The organism is Flavobacterium faecale, from assembly GCF_048320115.1.
Lineage (GTDB): Bacteria > Bacteroidota > Bacteroidia > Flavobacteriales > Flavobacteriaceae > Flavobacterium > Flavobacterium faecale_A.
On the sequence record NZ_CP182943.1, the window covers coordinates 82,705 to 104,543 of the forward strand.

At 33.1% G+C, this 21,839-nt stretch carries 23 protein-coding genes; 5 read left to right on the forward strand and 18 right to left on the reverse strand.

Annotated features, from left to right (window positions below):
* Window positions 1-64 precede the first annotated feature (64 nt).
* Window positions 65-1,654, forward strand: coding sequence for a bacillithiol biosynthesis cysteine-adding enzyme BshC (gene bshC, locus ACNH59_RS00300; protein WP_418263472.1), 1,590 nt, complete (start codon window positions 65-67; stop codon window positions 1,652-1,654).
* A gap of 80 nt (window positions 1,655-1,734) precedes the next feature.
* Entirely contained in the window at window positions 1,735-2,154 is a 420-nt protein-coding gene (locus ACNH59_RS00305; protein ID WP_418263473.1) for a nucleoside-diphosphate kinase, read from the forward strand.
* 77 nt (window positions 2,155-2,231) lie between these two features.
* Here the strand turns inward: ACNH59_RS00305 and ACNH59_RS00310 are convergent, their stop codons facing one another.
* Both ACNH59_RS00310 and ACNH59_RS00315 read right to left on the reverse strand, forming a co-directional pair.
* Window positions 2,232-2,528 carry a DUF721 domain-containing protein gene (locus tag ACNH59_RS00310; RefSeq protein WP_418263474.1) on the reverse strand — a complete coding sequence of 99 codons (297 nt, stop codon included), beginning with the start codon at window positions 2,526-2,528 and terminating at the stop codon, window positions 2,232-2,234.
* Window positions 2,509-2,949, reverse strand: a complete 441-nt coding sequence (locus ACNH59_RS00315; RefSeq protein WP_418263475.1) for a lipocalin family protein — start codon at window positions 2,947-2,949, stop codon at window positions 2,509-2,511. Before ACNH59_RS00315 ends, ACNH59_RS00310 begins: the two co-directional genes overlap by 20 nt.
* 286 nt (window positions 2,950-3,235) lie before the next feature.
* Between ACNH59_RS00315 and ACNH59_RS00320 the strand changes: the two genes are divergently transcribed.
* Both ACNH59_RS00320 and ACNH59_RS00325 read left to right on the forward strand, forming a co-directional pair.
* The gene (locus ACNH59_RS00320) at window positions 3,236-4,294 is read left to right on the forward strand and encodes a serine hydrolase domain-containing protein (protein WP_418263476.1); all 1,059 of its coding nucleotides are present in this window, start codon (window positions 3,236-3,238) and stop codon (window positions 4,292-4,294) included.
* 216 nt (window positions 4,295-4,510) lie between these two features.
* Complete coding sequence (locus ACNH59_RS00325; protein ID WP_418263477.1) at window positions 4,511-4,951, forward strand: hypothetical protein; 441 nt, start codon at window positions 4,511-4,513, stop codon at window positions 4,949-4,951.
* A 523-nt stretch (window positions 4,952-5,474) separates the two neighbouring features.
* Here the strand turns inward: ACNH59_RS00325 and ftsY are convergent.
* The 10 genes from ftsY to ACNH59_RS00375 form a co-directional block, all read right to left on the reverse strand.
* A complete protein-coding gene (ftsY, locus tag ACNH59_RS00330; RefSeq protein WP_418263478.1) occupies window positions 5,475-6,455 on the reverse strand; it encodes a signal recognition particle-docking protein FtsY in 981 nt (326 codons plus the stop codon).
* Between the two features lie 99 nt (window positions 6,456-6,554).
* Entirely contained in the window at window positions 6,555-6,707 is a 153-nt protein-coding gene (locus ACNH59_RS00335) for a DUF4295 domain-containing protein (RefSeq protein WP_073244765.1), read from the reverse strand.
* A gap of 41 nt (window positions 6,708-6,748) precedes the next feature.
* Window positions 6,749-6,931 carry a 50S ribosomal protein L33 gene (gene rpmG, locus ACNH59_RS00340; RefSeq protein WP_007805817.1) on the reverse strand — a complete coding sequence of 61 codons (183 nt, stop codon included), beginning with the start codon at window positions 6,929-6,931 and terminating at the stop codon, window positions 6,749-6,751.
* Between the two features lie 29 nt (window positions 6,932-6,960).
* On the reverse strand, window positions 6,961-7,197 hold the full coding sequence (gene rpmB / locus ACNH59_RS00345; protein WP_320889499.1) for a 50S ribosomal protein L28: 237 nt from the start codon (window positions 7,195-7,197) through the stop codon (window positions 6,961-6,963).
* A gap of 75 nt (window positions 7,198-7,272) precedes the next feature.
* On the reverse strand, window positions 7,273-8,523 hold the full coding sequence (locus ACNH59_RS00350; RefSeq protein ID WP_418263479.1) for a competence/damage-inducible protein A: 1,251 nt from the start codon (window positions 8,521-8,523) through the stop codon (window positions 7,273-7,275).
* Window positions 8,524-8,615: 92 nt separating this feature from the next.
* Window positions 8,616-8,969 (reverse strand): Hpt domain-containing protein, encoded by a 354-nt coding sequence (locus ACNH59_RS00355; protein ID WP_418263480.1) that lies wholly within the window; start codon window positions 8,967-8,969, stop codon window positions 8,616-8,618.
* Entirely contained in the window at window positions 8,969-9,580 is a 612-nt protein-coding gene (locus tag ACNH59_RS00360) for a fumarylacetoacetate hydrolase family protein (RefSeq protein ID WP_418263481.1), read from the reverse strand. Before ACNH59_RS00360 ends, ACNH59_RS00355 begins: the two co-directional genes overlap by 1 nt.
* Before the next feature lie 90 nt (window positions 9,581-9,670).
* The gene (locus ACNH59_RS00365; protein WP_418263482.1) at window positions 9,671-10,441 is read right to left on the reverse strand and encodes an exonuclease domain-containing protein; all 771 of its coding nucleotides are present in this window, start codon (window positions 10,439-10,441) and stop codon (window positions 9,671-9,673) included.
* Between the two features lie 185 nt (window positions 10,442-10,626).
* A complete protein-coding gene (locus ACNH59_RS00370) occupies window positions 10,627-11,946 on the reverse strand; it encodes a dihydrolipoamide acetyltransferase family protein (RefSeq protein ID WP_418263483.1) in 1,320 nt (439 codons plus the stop codon).
* Between the two features lie 83 nt (window positions 11,947-12,029).
* Entirely contained in the window at window positions 12,030-13,196 is a 1,167-nt protein-coding gene (locus ACNH59_RS00375; RefSeq protein ID WP_418263484.1) for a glycosyltransferase family 2 protein, read from the reverse strand.
* A gap of 72 nt (window positions 13,197-13,268) precedes the next feature.
* Here ACNH59_RS00375 and ACNH59_RS00380 point away from each other — a divergent pair, with 72 nt between their 5' ends.
* Window positions 13,269-14,222 (forward strand): T9SS C-terminal target domain-containing protein, encoded by a 954-nt coding sequence (locus ACNH59_RS00380; protein ID WP_418263485.1) that lies wholly within the window; start codon window positions 13,269-13,271, stop codon window positions 14,220-14,222.
* Between the two features lie 217 nt (window positions 14,223-14,439).
* Here ACNH59_RS00380 and fbp read toward each other — a convergent pair whose 3' ends face one another.
* The 6 genes from fbp to ACNH59_RS00410 all read right to left on the reverse strand — a co-directional run bounded on the left by fbp (window position 14,440) and on the right by ACNH59_RS00410 (window position 21,635).
* Window positions 14,440-15,477 (reverse strand): class 1 fructose-bisphosphatase, encoded by a 1,038-nt coding sequence (gene fbp, locus ACNH59_RS00385; protein ID WP_418263486.1) that lies wholly within the window; start codon window positions 15,475-15,477, stop codon window positions 14,440-14,442.
* Between the two features lie 385 nt (window positions 15,478-15,862).
* Window positions 15,863-17,260 carry an exopolysaccharide biosynthesis polyprenyl glycosylphosphotransferase gene (locus tag ACNH59_RS00390; RefSeq protein WP_418263487.1) on the reverse strand — a complete coding sequence of 466 codons (1,398 nt, stop codon included), beginning with the start codon at window positions 17,258-17,260 and terminating at the stop codon, window positions 15,863-15,865.
* Window positions 17,261-17,263: 3 nt separating this feature from the next.
* Window positions 17,264-17,677, reverse strand: coding sequence for a VanZ family protein (locus tag ACNH59_RS00395; RefSeq protein WP_418263488.1), 414 nt, complete (start codon window positions 17,675-17,677; stop codon window positions 17,264-17,266).
* Between the two features lie 70 nt (window positions 17,678-17,747).
* Window positions 17,748-20,069: a polysaccharide biosynthesis tyrosine autokinase gene (locus ACNH59_RS00400; RefSeq protein ID WP_418263489.1), complete on the reverse strand. Its 2,322-nt coding sequence runs from the start codon at window positions 20,067-20,069 to the stop codon at window positions 17,748-17,750.
* A gap of 13 nt (window positions 20,070-20,082) precedes the next feature.
* The gene (locus ACNH59_RS00405; RefSeq protein WP_418263490.1) at window positions 20,083-20,844 is read right to left on the reverse strand and encodes a polysaccharide biosynthesis/export family protein; all 762 of its coding nucleotides are present in this window, start codon (window positions 20,842-20,844) and stop codon (window positions 20,083-20,085) included.
* A 44-nt stretch (window positions 20,845-20,888) separates the two neighbouring features.
* Entirely contained in the window at window positions 20,889-21,635 is a 747-nt protein-coding gene (locus ACNH59_RS00410) for a glycosyltransferase family 2 protein (RefSeq protein WP_220764382.1), read from the reverse strand.
* Window positions 21,636-21,839 lie beyond the last annotated feature (204 nt).

Consider the following 21,839-nt stretch of genomic DNA (forward strand, 5'->3'; position numbering starts at 1 on the left):
TTCTTAATCATTAAAAATATCACTTTAGTTTTCTTATTTTAGCAGTAAATTAAGACTCTCAAACATGCCTACCGACTGTATTAGTTATCAAAATTCTGGATATTTTAGCCCTTTAATGAACGATTATTTGAACCAAAAATCAAATCTTCAACCCTTATACAATCGTTTTCCCACTATTGAAAATTTCGAGAAGCAAATTCTTGAAAAACAGGCAAATTTTGACTCGAATACGAGAAACACACTAGTAACCGTATTACACGAACAATATAGTACTATTGGAATTTCCAATCTTACTCATCAAAATATTGAGGCATTAGGAACAGCCAATACCTTTACAGTAACTACAGGACATCAGCTTAATTTGTTTAGTGGTCCTCTGTACTTTTTGTACAAAATCATTTCGACTATTAATTTGACTAACGAATTAAAAGCCACTTATCCAGCTTATAATTTTGTCCCCGTTTACTGGATGGCTACCGAAGATCATGATTTTGACGAAATCAATTATTTTAATTTTAAAGGAAAAAAACTTCGCTGGAATACGGAAAGCTCTGGTCCTGTTGGACGTTTAAGTACAGAAGGATTAGAGGATTTTTTCAAAATATTTGCTTTAGAATTAGGACATACCACCAATGCTAACAAACTTAAAACAATCTTTGAACGCGCCTACTTAGAGCACTCTAATCTGGCTGACGCTACAAGACATTTGGCGAATACACTATTTGGGGAGTTTGGTTTAGTAATTATTGACGCAGATAATAAAGATTTAAAACAACTTTTCAATCCCTATATCAAAGAAGAACTCACAAAGCAAACTTCGTATAAAGCGGTTACTGAAACGATACAAAAACTAAGTGAATACACTATTCAGGTCAACCCTCGTGAAATTAATTTGTTTTTCATAGAAGACAACTTGCGCGAACGTATTATTTTTGAAAAAGACAAATACTTGGTCAACAATACTGAGATTACATTTTCAGAAAAAGAAATCCTAGATTTAGTTAATACCAATCCAGAGAAATTTAGTCCAAACGTAATTATGCGTCCGCTCTACCAAGAAGTCATCCTACCTAACCTTTGTTATATTGGCGGTGGCGGAGAAATTGCGTATTGGCTCGAATTAAAATCTTTTTTTGATGCAGTTCATGTTAGCTTCCCAATCTTACTAGTTCGCAACTCTGTTCTATTAGCAACAGACAAACAAGTTTCTAAAGCAGATAAATTAGAACTTACATGGGCAAATTTATTTGCTAAACAAACGGATTTAGAAAATCAACTAGCTGAAAAATTATCTTCATTCTCTATTGACCTAACACCGCAGAAAGAACAATTACAAAAGCAATTCAAGGATCTCTTTGAAATTGCGGAGCAAACAGACAAATCCTTTGTTGGCGCTGTAAAAGCACAGGAAAAGAAACAAATAAAAGGACTCGAAAAACTCGAAAAACGATTATTAAAAGCACAAAAAAGAAAATTAAAAGACCAATTAGAGCGAGCCACAGATTTACAAAACGAATTGTTTCCTAATCATGGCCTGCAAGAACGTCAAAACAATTTTTCTGAATTTTATTTGGCCGAGGGGAATCATTTAATCTCAAAACTACAACATAACCTAAAACCCTTAGAGCAAAACTTTGACATTATCATCATATAAATCATAATAAAAACAATTAATTTACTTACTTTCGCAAGTATTAATTACGTATAATTACCTATAAAAAATAACACTTTATAATGACTACTAACAAAACCTTTACCATGATAAAACCAGATGCAGTTGCTAATGGTCATATCGGAAACATTCTTGCCATGATTACCAATGCAGGATTTAAAATAGTATCTTTAAAATTGACACAACTTACAGTAGCTGATGCTCAAGCTTTTTACGCTGTTCATGCTGAAAGACCATTCTACGGAGAGTTGGTAAACTTCATGTCAAGTGGACCAATTGTCGCTGCTATTTTAGAAAAAGAAAATGCCGTTGCTGATTTTAGAACTTTAATTGGAGCTACAAATCCAGCTGAAGCTGCAGAAGGAACTATCCGTAAATTATACGCTACTTCTATGGGAGAAAATGCGGTTCACGGTTCTGATAGTGATGAAAATGCTGCTATTGAAGGTGCTTTTCATTTTTCTGGAAGAGAGCAATTCTAAAAATTAAAAAATTTGGATTTTTTTATTTAGGATTTACATTCCTAAATCCTAAATAAAAAATCCTGAATTTTAAATTATTACCTCAAAACTACATTTGTTACAACATCACGTCCTATTTCTTCATTAATCATTTTAATAATCTTGGATTTTCCTAGACTCAATTCCTCTCGTAATACCGAAGAAGTTAATTCAACATACAAAGTACTGTTTTTCAAAACTACGTTTTGTGTATAGCTATTTACACCGTTCCCCATCAAACTTACCCATGCTTCTTTTACGCTTATTTGATCCATACCAGGTTGCAATTTATTCCCCTGAATAATTTGTTTCAACACATCCCCTACTGTACTTTGATTATTTAGTCGTTTTGCCATTTCCTGTCAAGTTTATTGCTCCCGTTTTTTTATAGTAATACTCTTTGTTTTCTTCATTTTTCACAACCAATTTTTCATCCGTCAAGGTGATTACTTCCTCGGACCATTTGGCAAAATCAGTCGAATAATCAAGATATAATTTGTCGTTTTCAAAACGAATCTTAACATTTTCATAGGTATCATTCACTACAAAAGTACCATCTAATTGTGGTTTTACTTTCTTTCGAATCCCTTGATTGTCTTTGATTTCAAAATAATCAAAAAACTCATTAATTTTATAATTCTTATCCTCTCCATCTTCCACATCTACCTTTTCAATTTCCCAGTAACCGTTGAGCTTTACTACATCAGTAGGCTCAATATTCTGTTTACAGCTCACAAAGACTATAGCAATCAACACAATTTTAAATATTTTCTTCATCTATTATTTTTTTTAGAACTTTATCCTACTGTCCGTAATATCTTTTTATTTTGCCTTTTTGTGCAAAACAAAAAGGCACCCTTGGAATGCTTTGAGACCAACAGGGTTAGTACATAAGACAAACAACCTATTTTTTATACCACACAAAGTTACTCTTTATTAATCCATTCAAAAGAAAAAAAACTAAAACAGATTAAACTTTTTAGCCTACTTTTAATCAAAAGAATCATAAACATTTCATGCCCAAATGACTAATCGAACAAATTATCCATCAAAACGATTTCATATGAAACCCCTATACAACCGCTTAACTATAATGCTCATTCTCTTGTTAGCAAGTTGTAGCAAAGACAATCCAACTCCAATCGAATCAACCTATTTCCCACCTATTATAGGTACTTCTTGGGAAACCAAATCCATTACCGAATTAGGATGGAATTCCAATGCTGTGCAACCACTATTAGATTTTTTAGCACTAAAAAACACCAAATCTTTCATTATTCTTGTCGATGGACGCATTGTCATGGAAAATTATTTTGATGGTCATGACGCATCCAAAGGTTGGTATTGGGCCAGTGCAGGGAAAACCTTAACCGCAGCCGTTACAGGAATCGCGGAACAGGAAGGCTATATAAACACCAACAACAAAGTTTCTGATTACTTAGGAAACGGCTGGACCAGCTTACCTCTTTCTAAAGAAAATTTGATTACAAACAAACATTTATTAAACATGACCTCTGGCTTAGATGACAGCGATGACTGTGTCACACCCGACTGTCTTATCTACAAAGCTGATGCTGGAACCCGTTGGGGATATCATAATGTTTATGTAAAATTACAAGATGTAGTCGCAAAGGCCACTAATCAAACATGGAGCGACTATTTTAACACCAAATTAAGAAACAAAATAGGTATGGAAGGGAGTTGGGTTCAATTAGGAAATAACTCTGTATATTTCAGTACAACACGCTCAATGGCAAGATTTGGTCTGCTGATTTCCAACAAAGGAAAATGGGAAAACAACCCAATCATAAACGAAAACTACTGCACTTTAGCCACCAACAGCTCTCAAAGCATCAATTTAAGTTATGGCTATTTATGGTGGCTTAATGGAAAAAGCAGTTACCATCTGCCACAATCACAACTCCAATTTCCAGGTAGCTTAATTCCATCTGCTCCAAATGATATGTATATGGCTTTAGGAAAAAATGATCAAAAAATTTATATAGTTCCAAGTAAAAAAATGGTCGTCATCCGTATGGGCAACTCCGCCGACGAATCTAATTTTGCTTTATCTAATTTTGATGATGAATTGTGGAAAAAGTTGAAGGTATTGTATCAATAACAAATCTTTTTTTGAATCGGAACTTTCAGTAGACTCCCTATGTCATTCAAAAAGATTCATTCACTTAACATATTTATTCCACCAAACTTCTGCAGCAAAAACTTATTTCCATAACCATTTATATCAACAAAAATAAGCCGTACTATTATTTGTTATTTTTATGCCCAATAAAAAATAAAAAGTCACAATCAAATATAACTAATAAATCTTACTTATATGAAAAAAATTATTTTACTTGCTTTTACTTTCAACACTATGTTGCTTTCTGCACAAGAATATGAATACAAACTAGTTACTTGCATTGAGTCTATTGTACCTAATGGTCTTGGTCGTTCTAGAATCATTGACGTTCAAGACAAAAGGAATTTTAAAGATTATACTTCAGGACATACTGATGGTCGAAACAAAAGTGATCGATCAGATATTAGAGTAGAAAATTTTGAGGAAACTAAACTTTTAAATTTTTACAATCTTGGTGGCATTCGATTTGAGAACATTGCTTCAAATGATGCCGTGATTAGCTCTAAAATTAACAGTTTAGCTACTGAAGGCTGGGAATTAATGCAAGTGGTCAGTGGCGTGGAAAGCGATGCCGGCACTAATGACGGACAAGGAATCTATATCACCCGTATCATTTTCAAAAAGAAAAAACAATAAACTCACTTTCAGCATTGTTCCCCAAAAAACATCAACTGATTGGATTGAAAAAGCTGTGTAAAGTTTACCAATTTTACACAGCTTTTTTTATTCACATTAAAAATTAGAAGACCAAAATATTCTATTGTATTCCTAAGTTTAGTTCTTATGAAAACCAATTGCAATTTATAGCCCTGATGGAAGTAAAAATCCTTATGGTGGCTAATTCCTACTCTTTGAGTTACCACCACAAGATTACTTCACTATATTTTTATTTTCATAGGAGTTCAGCGAACTGTGTTTGTAACGGACAGCAGGAGTAAATGCTCTTATAACCACGAACGTTAAGCCCCAAAAAACAACTCATCTTATTTGCTTTTAATACGTTTAGTCAAACCTAAAATAAAACAAATCACACCAAAGACTAAAAACACATAATACCCTTCGATGCTGTTGTTTCGAATTAAGTTTGCACCAACAAAACACAAAATACTTAAAAGATATAGATTGAGTGGTGTTAATTTATGGAAAAAATTCATATTTATTATTTAAAGAAACTATCTACAAATTCAAATTTATTGAAGACTTGTAAATCTTCAATTCCTTCACCTACTCCAATATATTTTACTGGAATTTGGAATTGATCTGAAATCCCAATTACCACACCGCCTTTGGCCGTACCGTCAAGTTTAGTCACTGCTAATGAAGTTACTTCGGTAGCTGCTGTAAACTGTTTGGCTTGCTCAAAAGCATTTTGACCTGTTGAACCATCCAAAACTAATAATACATCATGAGGCGCATCGGCAACTACTTTTTGCATTACGCGTTTCACTTTTGAAAGTTCATTCATCAAATTCACTTTATTATGCAAACGACCTGCAGTGTCAATAATCACGACATCCGCATTTTGTGCCACAGCAGATTGTAAAGTATCAAAAGCAACTGAGGCAGGATCACTGCCCATCTCCTGACGTACTATTGGAACTCCCACTCTATCTGCCCAAATTTGCAATTGATCAATCGCTGCAGCTCTAAAAGTATCCGCAGCACCTAATACTACATTGTGACCTGCTTTCTTAAATTGATAGGCTAATTTACCAATTGTAGTGGTCTTACCCACTCCATTCACCCCTACAACCATCAAAACATAGGGTTTGGATTGTACTGGAATTACATAATCTGTTGCTTCACCAGAATTAGTTTCAGACAATAGACCTGCTATTTCTTCTTGCAAAATACGGTTCAACTCTTCTGTACCCAAATATTTATCTTCAGCTACACGTTTTTCAATTCGAGTAATGATTTTTAAAGTGGTATCTACTCCCACATCTGAAGAAACTAGAATCTCTTCCAAATTATCCAATACATCATCATCCACTTTTGCTTTACCAGCAACAGCCTTGGTCAATTTAGTAAAAAAAGATGTTTTAGATTTTTCCAAGCCTTTGTCCAATACTTGCTTCTCTTGCTCAGTAAGACTTTGGTCTTTTTTATCAGATGAAAATATTCTTTTGAAAAAACTCATAGTAGGAATTGTAATAAATTCGTATGTATTATAGGATAAAGATAAAAATAAAAAAGCTACTTCCGATAGAAAGTAGCTTTTTTATATAATGTCTTTTAATTACTTCTTTTTCAAGAACTCATCAACTAGTTCAGGAGCTAAAATAGTTTCCACGAAAGTATAAGCGCCAGTTTTTGGAGATTTCACCATTTTGATGGCTTTTGATAATCTCTTAGAAGATGTTTGTAACGATGCTACTGTTTTCTTTGCCATGTCTGATTATTTTTTGAAATTTTTAAAATAAAAATTTCTAATTATTTAATTTCTTTATGAACAGTAACTCTTTTCAAGATTGGATTAAATTTTTTAATCTCTAATCTGTCTGGAGTATTTTTTTTGTTCTTAGTTGTTATATATCTAGAAGTTCCTGCAACACCTGTAGTTTTGTGCTCAGTACATTCTAAAATCACCTGAATTCTATTACCTTTCTTTGCCATCTTGCTGTATATTTAATATTGGAAAAAGATTATTTAATAAATCCGTTTGACTGTGCTTTTTTCAAAACAGCTGCAATTCCATTTTTGTTAATTGTTTTTATCGTAGATGCTGCTACTCTAAGAGTAATCCATCTATCTTCCTCTGGAAGATAAAAACGCTTCTTAACTAAGTTTACAGAAAATTTTCTCTTAGTTTTATTCATAGCGTGAGAAACGTTATTTCCTACCATCGCTCTTTTACCTGTAAGGTCACAAACTCTTGACATTATATATATCTTTTAATCGTTATTCAAAATCAGGGTGCAAAGAAAAGAAAAATAAACGTATCAAACAAAATTTTACTACACAAATTTCATAATTTCTTTTTGCAATATTTCTAAACTTTTGTAGACAGCTCTATCTATCACTTTTTCACGGGGTTGACCAAAATTAAACTCCTCAACAACAACCTCATCAGGAGTAGCTAGTGCAATAAAAACCGTACCAATTTCTGCATCACCCTCCCCTTTTGTTGGACCAGCGTTCCCTGTCGTTGCAATTGCATAATCTGTTTTCATTAACTTTTTCACACCCAAAGCCATCGCTTTGGCTACTTCGGCACTCACGACAGAATGTTGTTCAATTAATTGCGCATCAACAGACAAAACCCCCACTTTAGTTTCTGTAGCATACGAAACAACACTCCCTTTAAAATAAGCAGAAGATCCTGGCACAGTGGTCAACAAAGATGCAATAGCACCTCCTGTACAACTTTCAGCGGTAGCTATGGTGGCGTTTTCTTTTTTCAGCATATTACCCACAACCACCTCAATGGTTTCCTCTTCACCAAAGCCAACAATAATATCATTAATAATTGCAGTCAATAAAATTACTTGTTTTGCAATTTCATCATCTATTTTTTCCTTATCAAATCCTCTTGCCGTCAATCGCAATCGTACTCTTCCCGGACTTGGCAAATAAGCCAGTTTCACAAACTCTGGCAAATTATTCTCCCATTCTTCAAGTCTTTCCGCCACCATACTTTCACCTTGTCCGTATGTCAGTATGGTTTTATGTAAAATATAAGGACGTTTGTACTCTTTAACTACTTTGGGTATCAATTCATGTTCTACTAAATATTTCATTTCATAAGGCACACCTGGTAAAGACACAAAAACGGTTTGTTCCTTTTGCATCCACATTCCTGGAGCAGTACCCACTTGATTGTGCAATACAGTGCAGCGTGAAGGCACTAAAGCCTGATCTTTATTGATTTGCGTAATCGTTCTTTTGTAAAAGCCTTCAATCAACTCGGTAACATGAGCCAACACCTTTGTATCGACGACCAATTGATCATTAAAATAATCACAAAATGTTTTTTTAGTTACATCATCTTTGGTAGGCCCTAAACCTCCAGTAACAATTACCAAATCTACCTTGTTTTGTAATTTCTTAAAAGTATCTAAAATATGTTGTTTATCATCGCTGATTGAAATCATTTCATAGGTTTCAACCCCTATTTTATCCAAAGCCTTCGAAATATAGGCCGAATTGGTATCTACAATTTGCCCAATTAAAATCTCATCTCCAATAGTAACTATACTAGCTTTCATTTTTTTTTTATCTAACTATATTATAGAAAAAAATTCAACACCTAGACCTATGCCAAATGTTGAATTTCATTGTTCTAATAAATTCCTCAGTATTACCCCTGTGGTAAATCAAAATCTTTATTAATCTCTTTGATAGCGTCTTCAATCTGCTTTTTCACACTCTTGAAAGTATCAACAATATCCTTTTTCTTTCCTTCCGCTTTTGTCCATGCCTCAATTTGAAGAATTTCTTCAAAAGCCACATTTAAACCTAACAAATCCAATGTAGGCTTAATTTTATGTGCATAAGCATAAGCGTGCTTATGGTCTTTCTTTTTTATCCCCTCTTTAATTTGAACTAAATCTTCGGGTACTTCAGTCACAAACAAAGTCAAAACATCATTGACAAAATCTTGATCATTATCTGAAAGTTCGTAAACTTTGGAAAGGTTGTAATGTAATGCCATTATTTTACTTGTATTCTAAATAGTTTTTGCCCTTCTAAAAATCCTTCCAAGACATCATCTGGTTTTACAGCTGCTACCCCCTCTGGAGTTCCTGTAAAAATAATATCTCCTATTTTCAATGTAAAAAACTGCGAAACATAAGATATAATTTCGTCAATTTTCCACAACATATGGGCAGAATTACCTTTTTGAACGGTACTATTATTGTTAGTTAATTCAAATGTAATATTTTCTAGTGAACTAAATTGTTTTTTTGACAAAAATTCTCCTATGACTGCAGAGCCATCAAACCCCTTGGCTATTTCCCAAGGCAGCCCCTTCTCTTTTAACTTTGATTGTAAATCCCTAGCAGTAAAATCAATACCCACACTAATTTCGTCATAATACTTATTGGCAAATTTCGTATCAATATACTTCCCTACTTTGTTAATTTTTACAATCAACTCTACTTCATGATGAATTTCTTCAGAAAATTCTGGAATCACAAAAGGATGTTGCTTCAATAAAACTGCCGAATCTGGCTTCATAAAAATCACAGGCTCAGTAGGACGCTCGTTTTTTAATTCCTCAATATGCTTGGCATAATTACGACCAATACAGATTATTTTCATTTTTTAAAAAGTTGCTAAGGTTCTAAGACGCTAAGGCTCTAAGATGAAAGCTATAAAAAACTCAGTATCTTAGAACTCTACCCCAAAACCTTATTTAGTATTTAATTTTCTAAGTTTAATCGCCGTCAAAACCTTCTTAGTATACAATGGAAAATCTGCATTTTGAATCCAATTGTAATAGCCTGGTTCCGTTTCTAAAATTTTATCTACTTTAACGCCTTTGTGTTTTCCAAAAGCAAAAACTTCTTCTCCATCTTTATCAAAGGCAATCATTCCAGCAAAATCAGCTATTTTTTTTCGAGTAGAAAATTCAGCTAAGGATTTTACATCATTTTCTAAATCATCATATCGTTCTATTTGTGCTTTCAAAATTTCGTAAGTTGCCTTAGTATCTGCTTCAGCAGAATGGGCATTTTCCAAACTCTCGCCGCAATAAAATTTATAAGCCGCACTCAATGTACGTTCTTCTTTTTTATGAAAAATAGTTTGAACATCAACCGATACTCGATTTTTCATATCAAAATCTACACCTGCTCTCAACAACTCCTCCGCTAATAATGGAATATCAAAACGATCTGAATTGAACCCTCCCAAATCACTATCCTTAATCATATTGTAGACTTGTGGTGCTAATTCGTTAAAAGTAGGTTCGTTCGCTACTTTATCATCAGTAATTCCGTGAACTGCGGTTGTTTGTGGTGGAATTGGAATTGTTGGGTTCACCAACCATGTTTTACTTTCTTTGTTCCCGTTAGGATATACTTTAAAAATTGATATTTCAACAATTCTATCTTTTCCTATATCAATTCCAGTGGTTTCAAGATCGAAAAAGCAAATTGGCTTATTTAGTTTTAATTCCATTATATTTTTTTGAATGAGTTACAAATATACTTTTTTAAGTGTACGATTTATGTGCCAAAGCGATGATTATTTCAATTTTATAAAATAATAAAATAATGTTTCAAACCTTAATCCACAAAGAAAACTAAAAAGAAAACCCTCAAAATCAACATTATTTTGAGGGCTCTACTATTATTTTAATTTATTTAAAAATCCCTATGAACATCAAAAGACTCCAAATATTCCGCTACTCGTTTTACAAACATGCCACCAAGAGCTCCATCAATTACTCGGTGGTCATAGCTATGCGTTAAGAACATTTTTTGACGAATACCTATAAAATCACCTTCAGGCGTTTCAATAACCGCAGGTACTTTTCGAATAGCCCCTAAAGCCAAAATCCCCACCTCAGGTTGATTGATAATTGGCGTCCCAAAAACACTGCCAAACGAACCGACATTGGTAACCGTATAAGTCCCTCCTTTAGTATCATCAGGTTTTAATTTCCCTTGTTTTGCACGGTTTCCTAAATCGTTAACCGCTTTGGCCATACCCACTAAATTCAGCTGATCTGCATTTTTTATAACAGGAACAATTAAATTTCCGTTAGGTAAAGCTGCTGCCATACCTAAGTTGATATTTTTCTTTTTTATGATATAATCTCCATCAATGGATATATTCATTCCTGGATAATCCTTCAATGCTTTTGCAACAGCCTCCATAAAAATTGGGGTAAAAGTCAATTTTTCCCCTTCTCTTTTTTCGAATTCGTTTTTATGTTGATCGCGCCATTTTACAATATTCGTCACATCGACCTCAATAAAAGATTGTACATGAACCGATGTTTGAATAGAGGCCACCATATAGCCTGCAATCAATTTACGCATTCTGTCCATCTCTACAATTTCATCTCCACCATTGATAGAAATTGGATTCGAAACGGGCTGTGGAACCGACAAAGGTTTCGTAAGATTAGACTGCGCTACCTCTACTGGATTAATACCATTCTCTTTGCGTCTTTCTATATAAGCTAATATATCATCCTTTGTAACACGATGATCTTTACCTGTCCCTATAATCATATCTAATTCCTGAACAGTAACCCCTTCAGTAATCGCAATATTCTTAACAAGTGGTGAATAAAATTTCTCTGATTCCGAATAGTCGGTAGAAAAATTTGCTGGAGCCGAAACCATTTCTTTGGCTACATCTACTGATTTAGCTACTTGTTCGATAAATTCTGGAGCAACAGCATCCTGACTGTTCTCTTGACCATCTGCAATATCAGCTGTTTCTATAATAGCAATAGTTTGTCCTACTTGTACTAAGTCATCTTTAGCAAAAAGTTGTTCCACTAAAACACCCGACACTTCACTAGGAACTTCACTATCTACTTTATCTGTTGCGACTTCAATTACCGCTTCATCAGCCTCAATGGTATCACCAACGGATTTTAACCAGTTCGTAATAGTTGCTTCTGCGACGCTTTCTCCCATTCTTGGAAGTTTTAATTCAAATCTTGCCATATCATTAACCTAGTATTAGGTGTCTTTTATTTTAGTTTGCGAAATTAGTGATTTTTTGAAACATACATTTGATTAAACCAAATTTATACTCCAAACTTTACAATCGTTCCTCTTTCATTAGAATTATCACTCCCTATTAAGAAATCACTGTTTTTCAGCATTATTTTAAAAGTGTACTTGTTATTTTTTGCCGATTCCATAAATTTAATACATTCTTTAAACGAAATGAATTCGTTGTCGAATATAATTTCTACTGTACCTTTATACTGCAACAACAGATTTATAGTCAATTTTTCAATAGTCAAATCTACAAAATCAACTTCAGGTTTTAGAATCTCAGACAGTTTAATACTTAATTCTTTATTTTTAGAAACAAGCACATACTGCTCTTTCTCTGGTTTTAATTGGGACTTTCCTTGAAACATTTTGACAAAAGAAAAGAACAAAATTCCGAGTTTCATAAAAATAGAAAACAAGCTCGAAACTTTGAAATGTTTCTTATAAAAAAAGTTCATAGCTTCTTGAAAACGCTTCATATAAGTCTCATCCTTAATAGTACTTTCTCCTTTGTAATGTATCACGGTGGTTTCGTGAAAGTAGAAGTTGCTTTTGCCTTTTTGTAAAACCATATAGGACAAATCTATATCGTCTGAATACATAAAACAATCTTCGTCAAAGCCCCCAATTTCAAGGTATAAATCTCGCTGCATTACCATGAAGGCCCCTACCAAAATTTCAACCTGCCCCGTTTGGTTTTCATTCAGATGGCTAGCGTAGTACTTTCCAAATGACTTTACTTTTGGAAACAGTTTATACAAAGCGGCAATTTTAGTAAAAGCAACCCAAGGCGTAGGAATCCCTCTTTTACTTTCAGGCAAAAACTTACCCGCACCATCAATAAGTTTAACACCTACAATCCCTAGTTTTTTTTGCCTTTCGGCGAAAGCTAAAACTTTGACAAAAGTATCTTCGGCCACAACCGTATCGGGATTGAGGATGCAAATGTATTTCCCTTTGGCTTGGGCTACGCCAATGTTATTGCCTTTGGGAAAACCCGAATTCTCTTTGTTTTCGATGAGTTTCACGGCTGGAAAACGTTCTTTCATCATTTTACAACTATCATCCGAAGAATTATTATCAACAACAATAATCTCAGCGTCTATATTTTCAATTGCCGATTGAACGCTCAAAACACAGAGTTCTAGAAAATACCGAACGTTATAATTAAGGATGATTACTGATAGTTGCATGTCACAAATATAAAGAGATAAACGGGCTACAAAAATTATTTTAAATTACTTTTGGTTTCAAATTCAAAAAAAATGAAAGTCACTTTTATCTTTTTTATTATTTGCATTACGAGTTCTTGGAGTCAAATTTCAGGTTGCACTGACCCCTTGGCTAAAAATCACAACCCGAAAGCTAATGTAAACGATGGAAGTTGTTGTTACAAAAGAACAAAAATTAAACCTATTTTCTCAGCCAACCTCAGCGATTCTATAGTTGAAACTTCGAGTCTGATTCATTATGACGGACTTTTATGGACGGCAAATGACGATACTGATGCGACAGTCTACGGCATGGATTTTAATGGCGTTATCAAGAAAAAAATCAATATAAACGGTTTAAAAAACAAAGAATGGGAAGAAATTTCACAAGACAGTACTTTTATTTATCTTGGTGATTTTGGCAATAACTTCCAAGGCAACCGAAAGGATTTACGCATTTTACGCTTACGCAAAAGTGAATTATATTCCGTAAAACCAACTATAGATACCATCGCTTTTTCGTATGCCAATCAAACCGACTTTAGCATTCAAAAACCAAATAAAACCAATTTTGATTGCGAAGCTTTTATCGTCTCTCAAGACAGTATTTTTCTTTTTACCAAACATTTCAACGACAATAAAACAACAGTCTATTCACTGCCTAAAACATCTGGTACTTTTATTGCCAAAGAAAAAGAAACCTATAAAGTTAAAGGCTTGATTACAGGTGCGACTTATGTAGAAGCGAAAAAATTAATTGTTCTTACAGGCTACAACAAACATCTCAAACCCTTTATTTATCTACTTGATGATTTTGAAGGAAATCATTTTTTCTCTGGCAACAAACGTAAAATTAAACTCAAACTCCCTTTTCATCAAGTGGAAGGAATTACAACAAGCGACGGTTTGCATTTTTATATTACCAACGAAAAAGCGGTTCGAAAACCTTTTTTTAATGTCTCCCAACAATTGCATCAGGTTGACTTGAATTCGTATTTGAAAAACTAAACACAGATTGCACAGATTAGCACAGATTTTTATAAATATAAAATTGTATTGCACTAATTTTGACTTCAAATAGCAACTTCGTGAAATTCAAACACCACTATTTTCGTGTAAATCTGCTTAATTTAAATTACCCCATTTAGAACCAAAAAAGGCATAAAAAAAGCAGATTTACACTGCCTTTTTTTATGCCTTTATTTCACTACAAACAACTTAACCCTCACAAAGGATTGACTCCACACATTGTTTCCTTATTTGCCATAGCGATAAATTCTTCAACTTTTTCAACCATATTAACACTTCCTGCATAAAAAGGTACTCGTTCGTGTAAACTCGTAGGTTTAATTTCAAGTATTCTGGAATATCCATTAGAGGCTTTGCCTCCAGCCTGCTCTATTATAAACGCCATGGGGTTGCATTCGTACAAAAGTCTTAATTTTCCGTTGGTGTTTTTTGTACTGGTGGGATATAGATAAACGCCTCCTTTGAGCATGTTTCTATGGATATCTGAAACTAAACTACCTATATATCTTGAGGTATAGGGACGATTCCCTTCTTGCATTTGACAGTATTTAATATAATTCTTAACTCCTTGTGAAAAATGAACATAATTTCCTTCGTTTACAGAATATATAGACCCATCTACAGGAAATTTAATTTTGGGGTGAGACAAATAGAATGTCCCAATAGCTGGATTTAATGTAAAGCCATTTACCCCATGACCTGTTGTATATACAAGCATTGTAGATGTTCCATAGATGATATATCCCGCAGCAACTTGTCTCGTACCTGGTTGTAGAAAGTCTTCTAAAGTAACGGGGGTACCTCTTTTAGATATTCTTGCATAGACTGAAAATATGGTACCTACTGAAACATTTACATCAATATTTGAAGAACCATCCAATGGATCCATCAAAAGGACATATTTATTATTGTTGGCTTTATCATTTCCTTGTACCGTGATAAAGTCATCATTTTCTTCCGAAACAATTCCGCAGACAATTTCTCTATTAATTAAAGTTTCAATAAATACTTCATTGGCATAAACATCTAATTTTTGCTGGTCTTCTCCCTGAATATTTTTATCACCTACTCCTCCAATGATATCAATTAAACCCGCTTTTTTGACTTTATAACTCACTACTTTAGCGGCTAATTTCATAGAATTAAATATACGGGATAACTCTCCTGAGGAATTTTTAAATTCATATTGATTTTCAATTATAAATTCACCTAATGTTTTCTTTTGTGCTTCCATATCTAGTTTGATTTAAATTAAAATAAGCTTGTCTTTTCTTAGGCTAATAATAAATTCACAGGGTGTCATTTTTAAACTAATTTCATGAAACAACATTATTCCATTTTCTTCCTATTTATTGAAATTTATTTGATGATGGGTTCGTTTTCTTAAAAAGACGATGCTACTCTTAGACCTTTATTCTTGTTTTTTTTGGAGATTCAAAATTCTTTAGTTTTTTAATTTTGTCATTTAATTTTAATATTCGACTCAATTGCTTCTGTTGAATAGTATATTTAGTATAATACCTATACCATGCTTTTCCAACAAAAAATGCTGTCAAAGAGACACCTGTGAGTAATCCAATTAAGTAATTAGTAATTTCCATAATTTCTATTTTTTAAATTTAAAAAGCATTTTCATCCCCCTTTAGGGTTACAATCACGGTTAGTAAACAAATTTTTATATCCATAATTAGACTCCATTCCTGTAAATACTTGATATCAGCCATTACCCTTCGTTTCATATCCGATACTTTTTTAGTTTCACCTCTAAGACCTGAAACCTGAGCTAAACCTGTAATTCCAGGTTTCACAAAATGACGTACCATAAAGTTGTTGATGTGTCCATTGTAATCTGTAGTATGTTTTAACATGTGTGGACGTGGTCCTACAACACTCATTTTTCCCATAAAAACATTAAAAAACTGAGGCATTTCGTCTAAACTGGTGCGGCGTAAAAACTTACCTATGGGTGTCACTCTAGAATCGCCTCTCTTGGCTTGCTCTGTTTCGTCTCCCACATTTACATACATGCTTCGGAATTTATAACACCAAAAAGGTTCATTCTTTTTACCAGTTCGCATTTGTTTATACAAAACGGGGCCTGGACTTTGTCTTTTAATTAAAATTGCCATTAAAGGATACAGCCATGACAGGATGAATACAATAACCATTAAACTAAAAGTAAGGTCAAAGACTCTTTTTACCAATCTATTGTAAGCATTTTGTAACGGTTCAAATCGAGGTTTAATGACATGAAATTGTTCTAAATTACTGATATTGAAATGCTCTTTGGAAATCAAAGATAAATCTGGGATAAATTTCAATCGCATACAATACTTATCACCCAGTTCAAAAAATATATTCAATTCAGTAATAAAATCTGGCTGTGCTACAATGTACAATTCATTGATATTGTCTTCTGATGCCTTATGTATGGCATTTATCAGTGCATGGCTGAATTCTTCTCTGGTGGTATAAATTTCAGATGAATTTTCATTAAGAATCCCTACAAACTGAATAAAATAAGAATGGTGTTCTAAATATGAAGCCAGATCAATACTGGTTTTATTAAATCCCCAAATCCCGACATTAAAACGTCTGAACCATCTTTTGATTTTTAAAATGACAAGTGTAAATAAGACTCTTGACAGAAAAAAATAAGTGAGTAAAAAACTCAATTGAATCAGAAAAACTTTGCCACGTCCAAAACTAAAATTGTCATTATTAAAAATATAAATATAGCTGTACCATAAAATTTGTTGTGTAAAAAAAGCACGCCAACTATTTGCGAAAAATACCTCTAAATTAAATAGAACTCCTACTTGATACAATTTAAAATAGCTGATTGAAAACAACCACGTCAAAATGGTAATTGGAATTATTTTATTTAAAAACAACGCATTCCAAGCCATCTGCTCCTCTATAGCAAAATTCAAAAATATCATTGTACCAAGTACCATGGCAATTAAATCTCCGATAGCACAACAAATTATGAAAGTGAATTTATGTCTATTTCTCATTTCTTATCTATTAGAGTTAAACAACATTGAAAACATATAATATCCTAATCCTCCAATTAAACTTCCTATAGTCGCATAGAATACATCCATCAAATCTGGACTTCGACTCTGAATAAGAAATTGTCCTCCTTCAGCAACAAACGCGATAATTGTTGCTATCCCTATATTTTGAAAAAAACTGGCTTTTTGATTGTAATTCATTTCATAAATTCCCTTGTATTGTGAATACGCTTCTAGTAAAAAGCCTACCGCCAAAAAAGGAATAGCTGTACGTAAATTATAATATTCATTACTCCATTTTAGAAGCCATTGTGGCAAGTATGTATTATTTTCCAAACTAGGATCTGATTGCCATGAATAATAAAAGACGATTGCAATAGTAACAAGTAAAAGAAATAGAATAATTTTTTTTGACATCATTTTACTTATTAAGTTTAGTAAAAATCTTTTGTTTAGTATCGATTAATTTCAGCATCAAAATCAGGTTTTACGCTCCTTTTAGCCAAGATTTTTTTTCCTTTTTTTCAGTATATTGATACCCATAACTAGCGCCATAAGTAAAAGATTTTAACCCTTTCGAACTTACACTGTTGATAAGAACCCCTACATTTTTTAATTGGTCTTTTTTGATGAAATTATTGATTTGAGTTAAGGTTCTTTTATCCGTATAGTTATACCGCAATACAAACAAAGTCACATCGGCCAGATGGCTAAAATTTAGGGTGTCAGAAACCAGTTGAACGGGAGCCGAATCTATAATGATAAAATCATAAAGTGGTTTGGCCTCATCAATTAAACTTTGAAAATTAGAATTACTCAATAATTGAGTGGGATTAGGAGAGATTTCTCCTGAGAAAATCGTGTCAAGATTATCCGAAAGATTTGGGTCTTTAACTAATAATTCTCTCCAATTATCTGCTTTATTAGACAGATAGTTCGTTAATCCCAATTCGTTTTTTTTGACGCTAAAAAATGAATCTAATTGAGGATTCCTTAAATCAGCACCAATTAATAACACTTTTTTATTAAGATTGCTGATAGTTGCCGCCATATGAAACGCGCAAAACGATTTTCCTTCACCTTGTATAGCAGAGGTAAACAAAAGTACATTTGCTGTATTCACATTTTTTCTAGGTAATAAAAAACCTAAATTAGAAAATAAGATTCGTGAGGCTTCGGCGAGAACTGTTCGTGAATTTGGCGAATTGTCTATTTTTTTATAATCATCAACTTTAGGTAATATTCCAAGAAAAGGGATGTGTGAGAATTCTTTAGCAATATCATCTTCACTATAAATTTTACTATCTAAAAGCAAACTTAGAAATATAATTCCCAAAGGAATCAACAAACCAAATAGAAATGCTCCCAACATAAAGGATTTGGGTTGCGGAAAAATAGCCGAATAATTCGTTTGAGGAGGACTTACCGTTGTTAAATTAGAGGCTAAAATGGCACTGTTCAATATTGCTTCTTCTCTTTTTTGCAATAAATCCAAGTAAATTTCCTCTTTTAAATTAATGTTGGTATTAATATTTCCTAAATCTTTATCCTTAGTGGGAATACTTCTCGCCTCTATGTTTGCGGTATATTGTTCGGATTGATTTGCAGCATTACTTTTGTAAAGTGTGTTTAAATAACCTTCTAAACTATTCAAAATGACTTGTTTTTGCATAGCAAGTTGGAGTTGCAAACTAACATAAGTGGGATTATTTTTTTGAGCTCGTTGTAAGATTAACTGACTCTCTAAAATACTCGCATTATACGCTGTAATCAACTGATTTACTGTAGGCATCTCTAAATTATACCCTGTTCCTAAAGCTGAAGTACTAGGAGTTCTTTTGATATCATTAATGGCAAACTTAGTCAACTCAATTTGTCTTGCATTGAGCATCGAATTTTCCTTTTTAACGTTCTTTACATTCGTTTTATCAGCAATAAATTTATCTAAGACTAAGATGTCATTATTTTTCAAATACTTTTCCTTTACCCCTTGAATGGAATCCCTCTCTTTTAAAAAAACAGCTATTCGTTGATTTAAATAATCGATTTTACTTTTAACCATTTTTTGTTTATTAAACACAATATTTTTATCTAGTAAGGAAATAATTTCATCCAAAATTTTTCTAGAACGCACTGGATCTGTGCCTACATGAGTCAATCTTAAATGGGTATTTGTATCCTCAAAGGGTTGAACATTTAATACCGACTTTAAATGATTTACAGCAGTAGTAGTTGATTCAAAAGTCAGTACATACTCCTTTGATAAATAAGCCGCCACATTTTTCCTAGCCAAAGGGGTTAATTGAATTGTAAAAGGTAAGTCCTTGGCTGTGTTAACCGAATTATAGCCGTGAATTAAATAGGTCTTTGAAGTAAATGTATTAGTGATAAAGAATCCTTCATTTACTACTTTAACCTCATATTTTACATCAGGTAAGGAATCATTGGGCAGGTTTGTATGAATTACAAACGGAATATCGTCTGACAATTTATGATGCAGAAAATGTTTTTCAAAATAATTAATATTCAAATTTAAATTATTAACTGCTTTCGATAATAAATCAGTTGAGGTTGCGAGTGCAATTTCGTCCTGTAAATCAATTTCTTTTTTCTTTTCATAATCCTTACTAAAAGGGCTTATTTTGGCGCTTTCTTCTTGTTTTTTATCGATGTTAATGACTGCTGCTGTTTGATAAGTCGTATCTGCTGTTTTTATAAAAACATAGGCTGCCCCCACACTTAATAGTAAACTAACTAAAATCCAAGGCCAATACTGGAAATACTTTAAAAATTCTTTCTTAAAATCCATATTCTTATTTTTTTTATTTAGATATCAATAAAATAATAGCAAGTAACGAAGCTATTACTCCTATAACTTGTAGCGGATCTTTGATCAATCCTCCACTATTTACTTTTAGTTTATTAGGCACCACAATGATGACATCATTTTGTCTTATTTGAAAATCGGGATTAGACATCCAAGCGGCCGTGGTTAAATCAATGTGATAAACCATACGCTTTCCGTTTGTTTCTCTTAGTAACTGTATGTCTTTACGAATGGCAGAATAAGTTAAATCTCCCGCCATACCTATTGCATCTAATAAGCTTATTGATTCTTCTGTAAAGGGATAAACTCCTGGTGAACGCACTTCTCCCAGAATGGTAAACTTATTATTGAGAACCCGAACTTGTACCGTAGGGTTTACTAAATACCCTTCATCGATTAAGCGATTTTTAATAACACTTTCAATTTTTGAAGGAGACAAACCTACTACACTGATTTCATTAAGAATAGGCATTGTTATAGTACCCTCAGGAGTTACTAAATAGCCTGACAATTCCATCATTTGAACTGAGGAAGAACCAGAGCCTACATTTAAATTAAATGGTGCTGCTACTACTGGATTGAGATCACTTACATCAATTTTCAAGATATCATTAGGTTGTATTTTAGTCATTACAAAAGATAAATTCTTATTGGAATGAGCATCCATATCTTGCAAATACAACATATCTTTCTTAGTGGTACACGATTGTGTTACCAGTAAAAGCAAAAAAATTATTGAAGCAACGTTTTTTTTCATAATGGGTATAATTTAGATTGGTAAATGGGGTGTTGATGAAAAAATTAGTGAACCAAATATTGGCGTAAAGCATTCGTTTTTTTAAGAAATACCACTAAAAAAGCCGTTAGGCCGTGAAATTTGTAAATTTTATAATCTTCATATAAAACTTCAAAAACGCGTTTGATATTCGTACTCATACCTCCCATTCTCATTTTTACGATGTAGGTATTGATGTAACTCATCTTAATTTTATATTTATACAAATAGCGAAGTAAAAATTCGGTGTCTGATGCAATTTTAAAATCTAGATTGTAAAGACCGTATTGATCTATTATCGTTTTTTTTAAGTAAACGGTAGGATGAAGTGGCAACCACCCTGCTTTGATTTTTTGTAAACTAAAAGCTCCTCCTATTCGGTTTCTAATGAGTCGCTCCTCGGTATCATTCGAAACATAAATACCATCACCATACACACCGTCAATGTTTTTTTCAAAATTAAAACGCTTAACAATCGTACTAATTACTTTTTCATCATAAAACTCATCGTCAGAGTGCATTAAGCCAATAACATCTCCTGTTGCTAAATGCAATCCTTTATTAATGGCATCATACATACCTTTATCAGGCTCCGAAATATATTGACTTAACCTATCGCGGTACTTTTCGATGATTTTTTGGGTTCCATCTGTAGAATTCCCATCAATAATGATGTACTCGATATTTTGATAATTCTGATTCAAAACACTTTTAATTGCTTTTTCAATGGTCGAGCTTCGATTGTAACAAACGGTTATTATGGTAATTCTCATAAAAATTCATTTTAGAATTAAAAAAACGGCATCGAAATTAAAGTGCATTCAGCAATCTTCTCCTCCTTTTAAAATGGGCAGAAAACTTTCTAATGAAATGACAAGCAAAGCGTTTTTTGTAATTGGGTGAGTTTTAGAAAAAAACGCCCGTGAAAGGTTGTTTAGGTAGTGGAGCAGAAAATATTTTAGTACAATCGGCTTTTT

Bases quoted from the DNA above. Each gene is read 5' to 3' on its own strand.
- ACNH59_RS00375 (WP_418263484.1), bottom strand. From the start codon at position 13,196: ATGCAACTATCAGTAATCATCCTTAATTATAACGTTCGGTATTTTCTA.
- ACNH59_RS00335 (WP_073244765.1), bottom strand. From the start codon at position 6,707: ATGGCAAAGAAAACAGTAGCATCGTTACAAACATCTTCTAAGAGATTA.
- ACNH59_RS00305 (WP_418263473.1), top strand. From the start codon at position 1,735: ATGACTACTAACAAAACCTTTACCATGATAAAACCAGATGCAGTTGCT.
- ACNH59_RS00405 (WP_418263490.1), bottom strand. From the start codon at position 20,844: ATGAAAAAAAACGTTGCTTCAATAATTTTTTTGCTTTTACTGGTAACA.
- ACNH59_RS00325 (WP_418263477.1), top strand. From the start codon at position 4,511: ATGAAAAAAATTATTTTACTTGCTTTTACTTTCAACACTATGTTGCTT.
- ACNH59_RS00310 (WP_418263474.1), bottom strand. From the start codon at position 2,528: ATGGCAAAACGACTAAATAATCAAAGTACAGTAGGGGATGTGTTGAAA.
- ACNH59_RS00395 (WP_418263488.1), bottom strand. From the start codon at position 17,677: ATGTCAAAAAAAATTATTCTATTTCTTTTACTTGTTACTATTGCAATC.
- ACNH59_RS00350 (WP_418263479.1), bottom strand. From the start codon at position 8,523: ATGAAAGCTAGTATAGTTACTATTGGAGATGAGATTTTAATTGGGCAA.
- ACNH59_RS00380 (WP_418263485.1), top strand. From the start codon at position 13,269: ATGAAAGTCACTTTTATCTTTTTTATTATTTGCATTACGAGTTCTTGG.
- rpmG (WP_007805817.1), bottom strand. From the start codon at position 6,931: ATGGCAAAGAAAGGTAATAGAATTCAGGTGATTTTAGAATGTACTGAG.
- ACNH59_RS00410 (WP_220764382.1), bottom strand. From the start codon at position 21,635: ATGAGAATTACCATAATAACCGTTTGTTACAATCGAAGCTCGACCATT.
- ACNH59_RS00360 (WP_418263481.1), bottom strand. From the start codon at position 9,580: ATGAAAATAATCTGTATTGGTCGTAATTATGCCAAGCATATTGAGGAA.
- ACNH59_RS00320 (WP_418263476.1), top strand. From the start codon at position 3,236: ATGAAACCCCTATACAACCGCTTAACTATAATGCTCATTCTCTTGTTA.
- ACNH59_RS00355 (WP_418263480.1), bottom strand. From the start codon at position 8,969: ATGGCATTACATTACAACCTTTCCAAAGTTTACGAACTTTCAGATAAT.
- fbp (WP_418263486.1), bottom strand. From the start codon at position 15,477: ATGGAAGCACAAAAGAAAACATTAGGTGAATTTATAATTGAAAATCAA.
- ACNH59_RS00370 (WP_418263483.1), bottom strand. From the start codon at position 11,946: ATGGCAAGATTTGAATTAAAACTTCCAAGAATGGGAGAAAGCGTCGCA.
- ftsY (WP_418263478.1), bottom strand. From the start codon at position 6,455: ATGAGTTTTTTCAAAAGAATATTTTCATCTGATAAAAAAGACCAAAGT.
- ACNH59_RS00400 (WP_418263489.1), bottom strand. From the start codon at position 20,069: ATGGATTTTAAGAAAGAATTTTTAAAGTATTTCCAGTATTGGCCTTGG.
- ACNH59_RS00315 (WP_418263475.1), bottom strand. From the start codon at position 2,949: ATGAAGAAAATATTTAAAATTGTGTTGATTGCTATAGTCTTTGTGAGC.
- ACNH59_RS00365 (WP_418263482.1), bottom strand. From the start codon at position 10,441: ATGGAATTAAAACTAAATAAGCCAATTTGCTTTTTCGATCTTGAAACC.
- ACNH59_RS00390 (WP_418263487.1), bottom strand. From the start codon at position 17,260: ATGAGAAATAGACATAAATTCACTTTCATAATTTGTTGTGCTATCGGA.
- bshC (WP_418263472.1), top strand. From the start codon at position 65: ATGCCTACCGACTGTATTAGTTATCAAAATTCTGGATATTTTAGCCCT.
- rpmB (WP_320889499.1), bottom strand. From the start codon at position 7,197: ATGTCAAGAGTTTGTGACCTTACAGGTAAAAGAGCGATGGTAGGAAAT.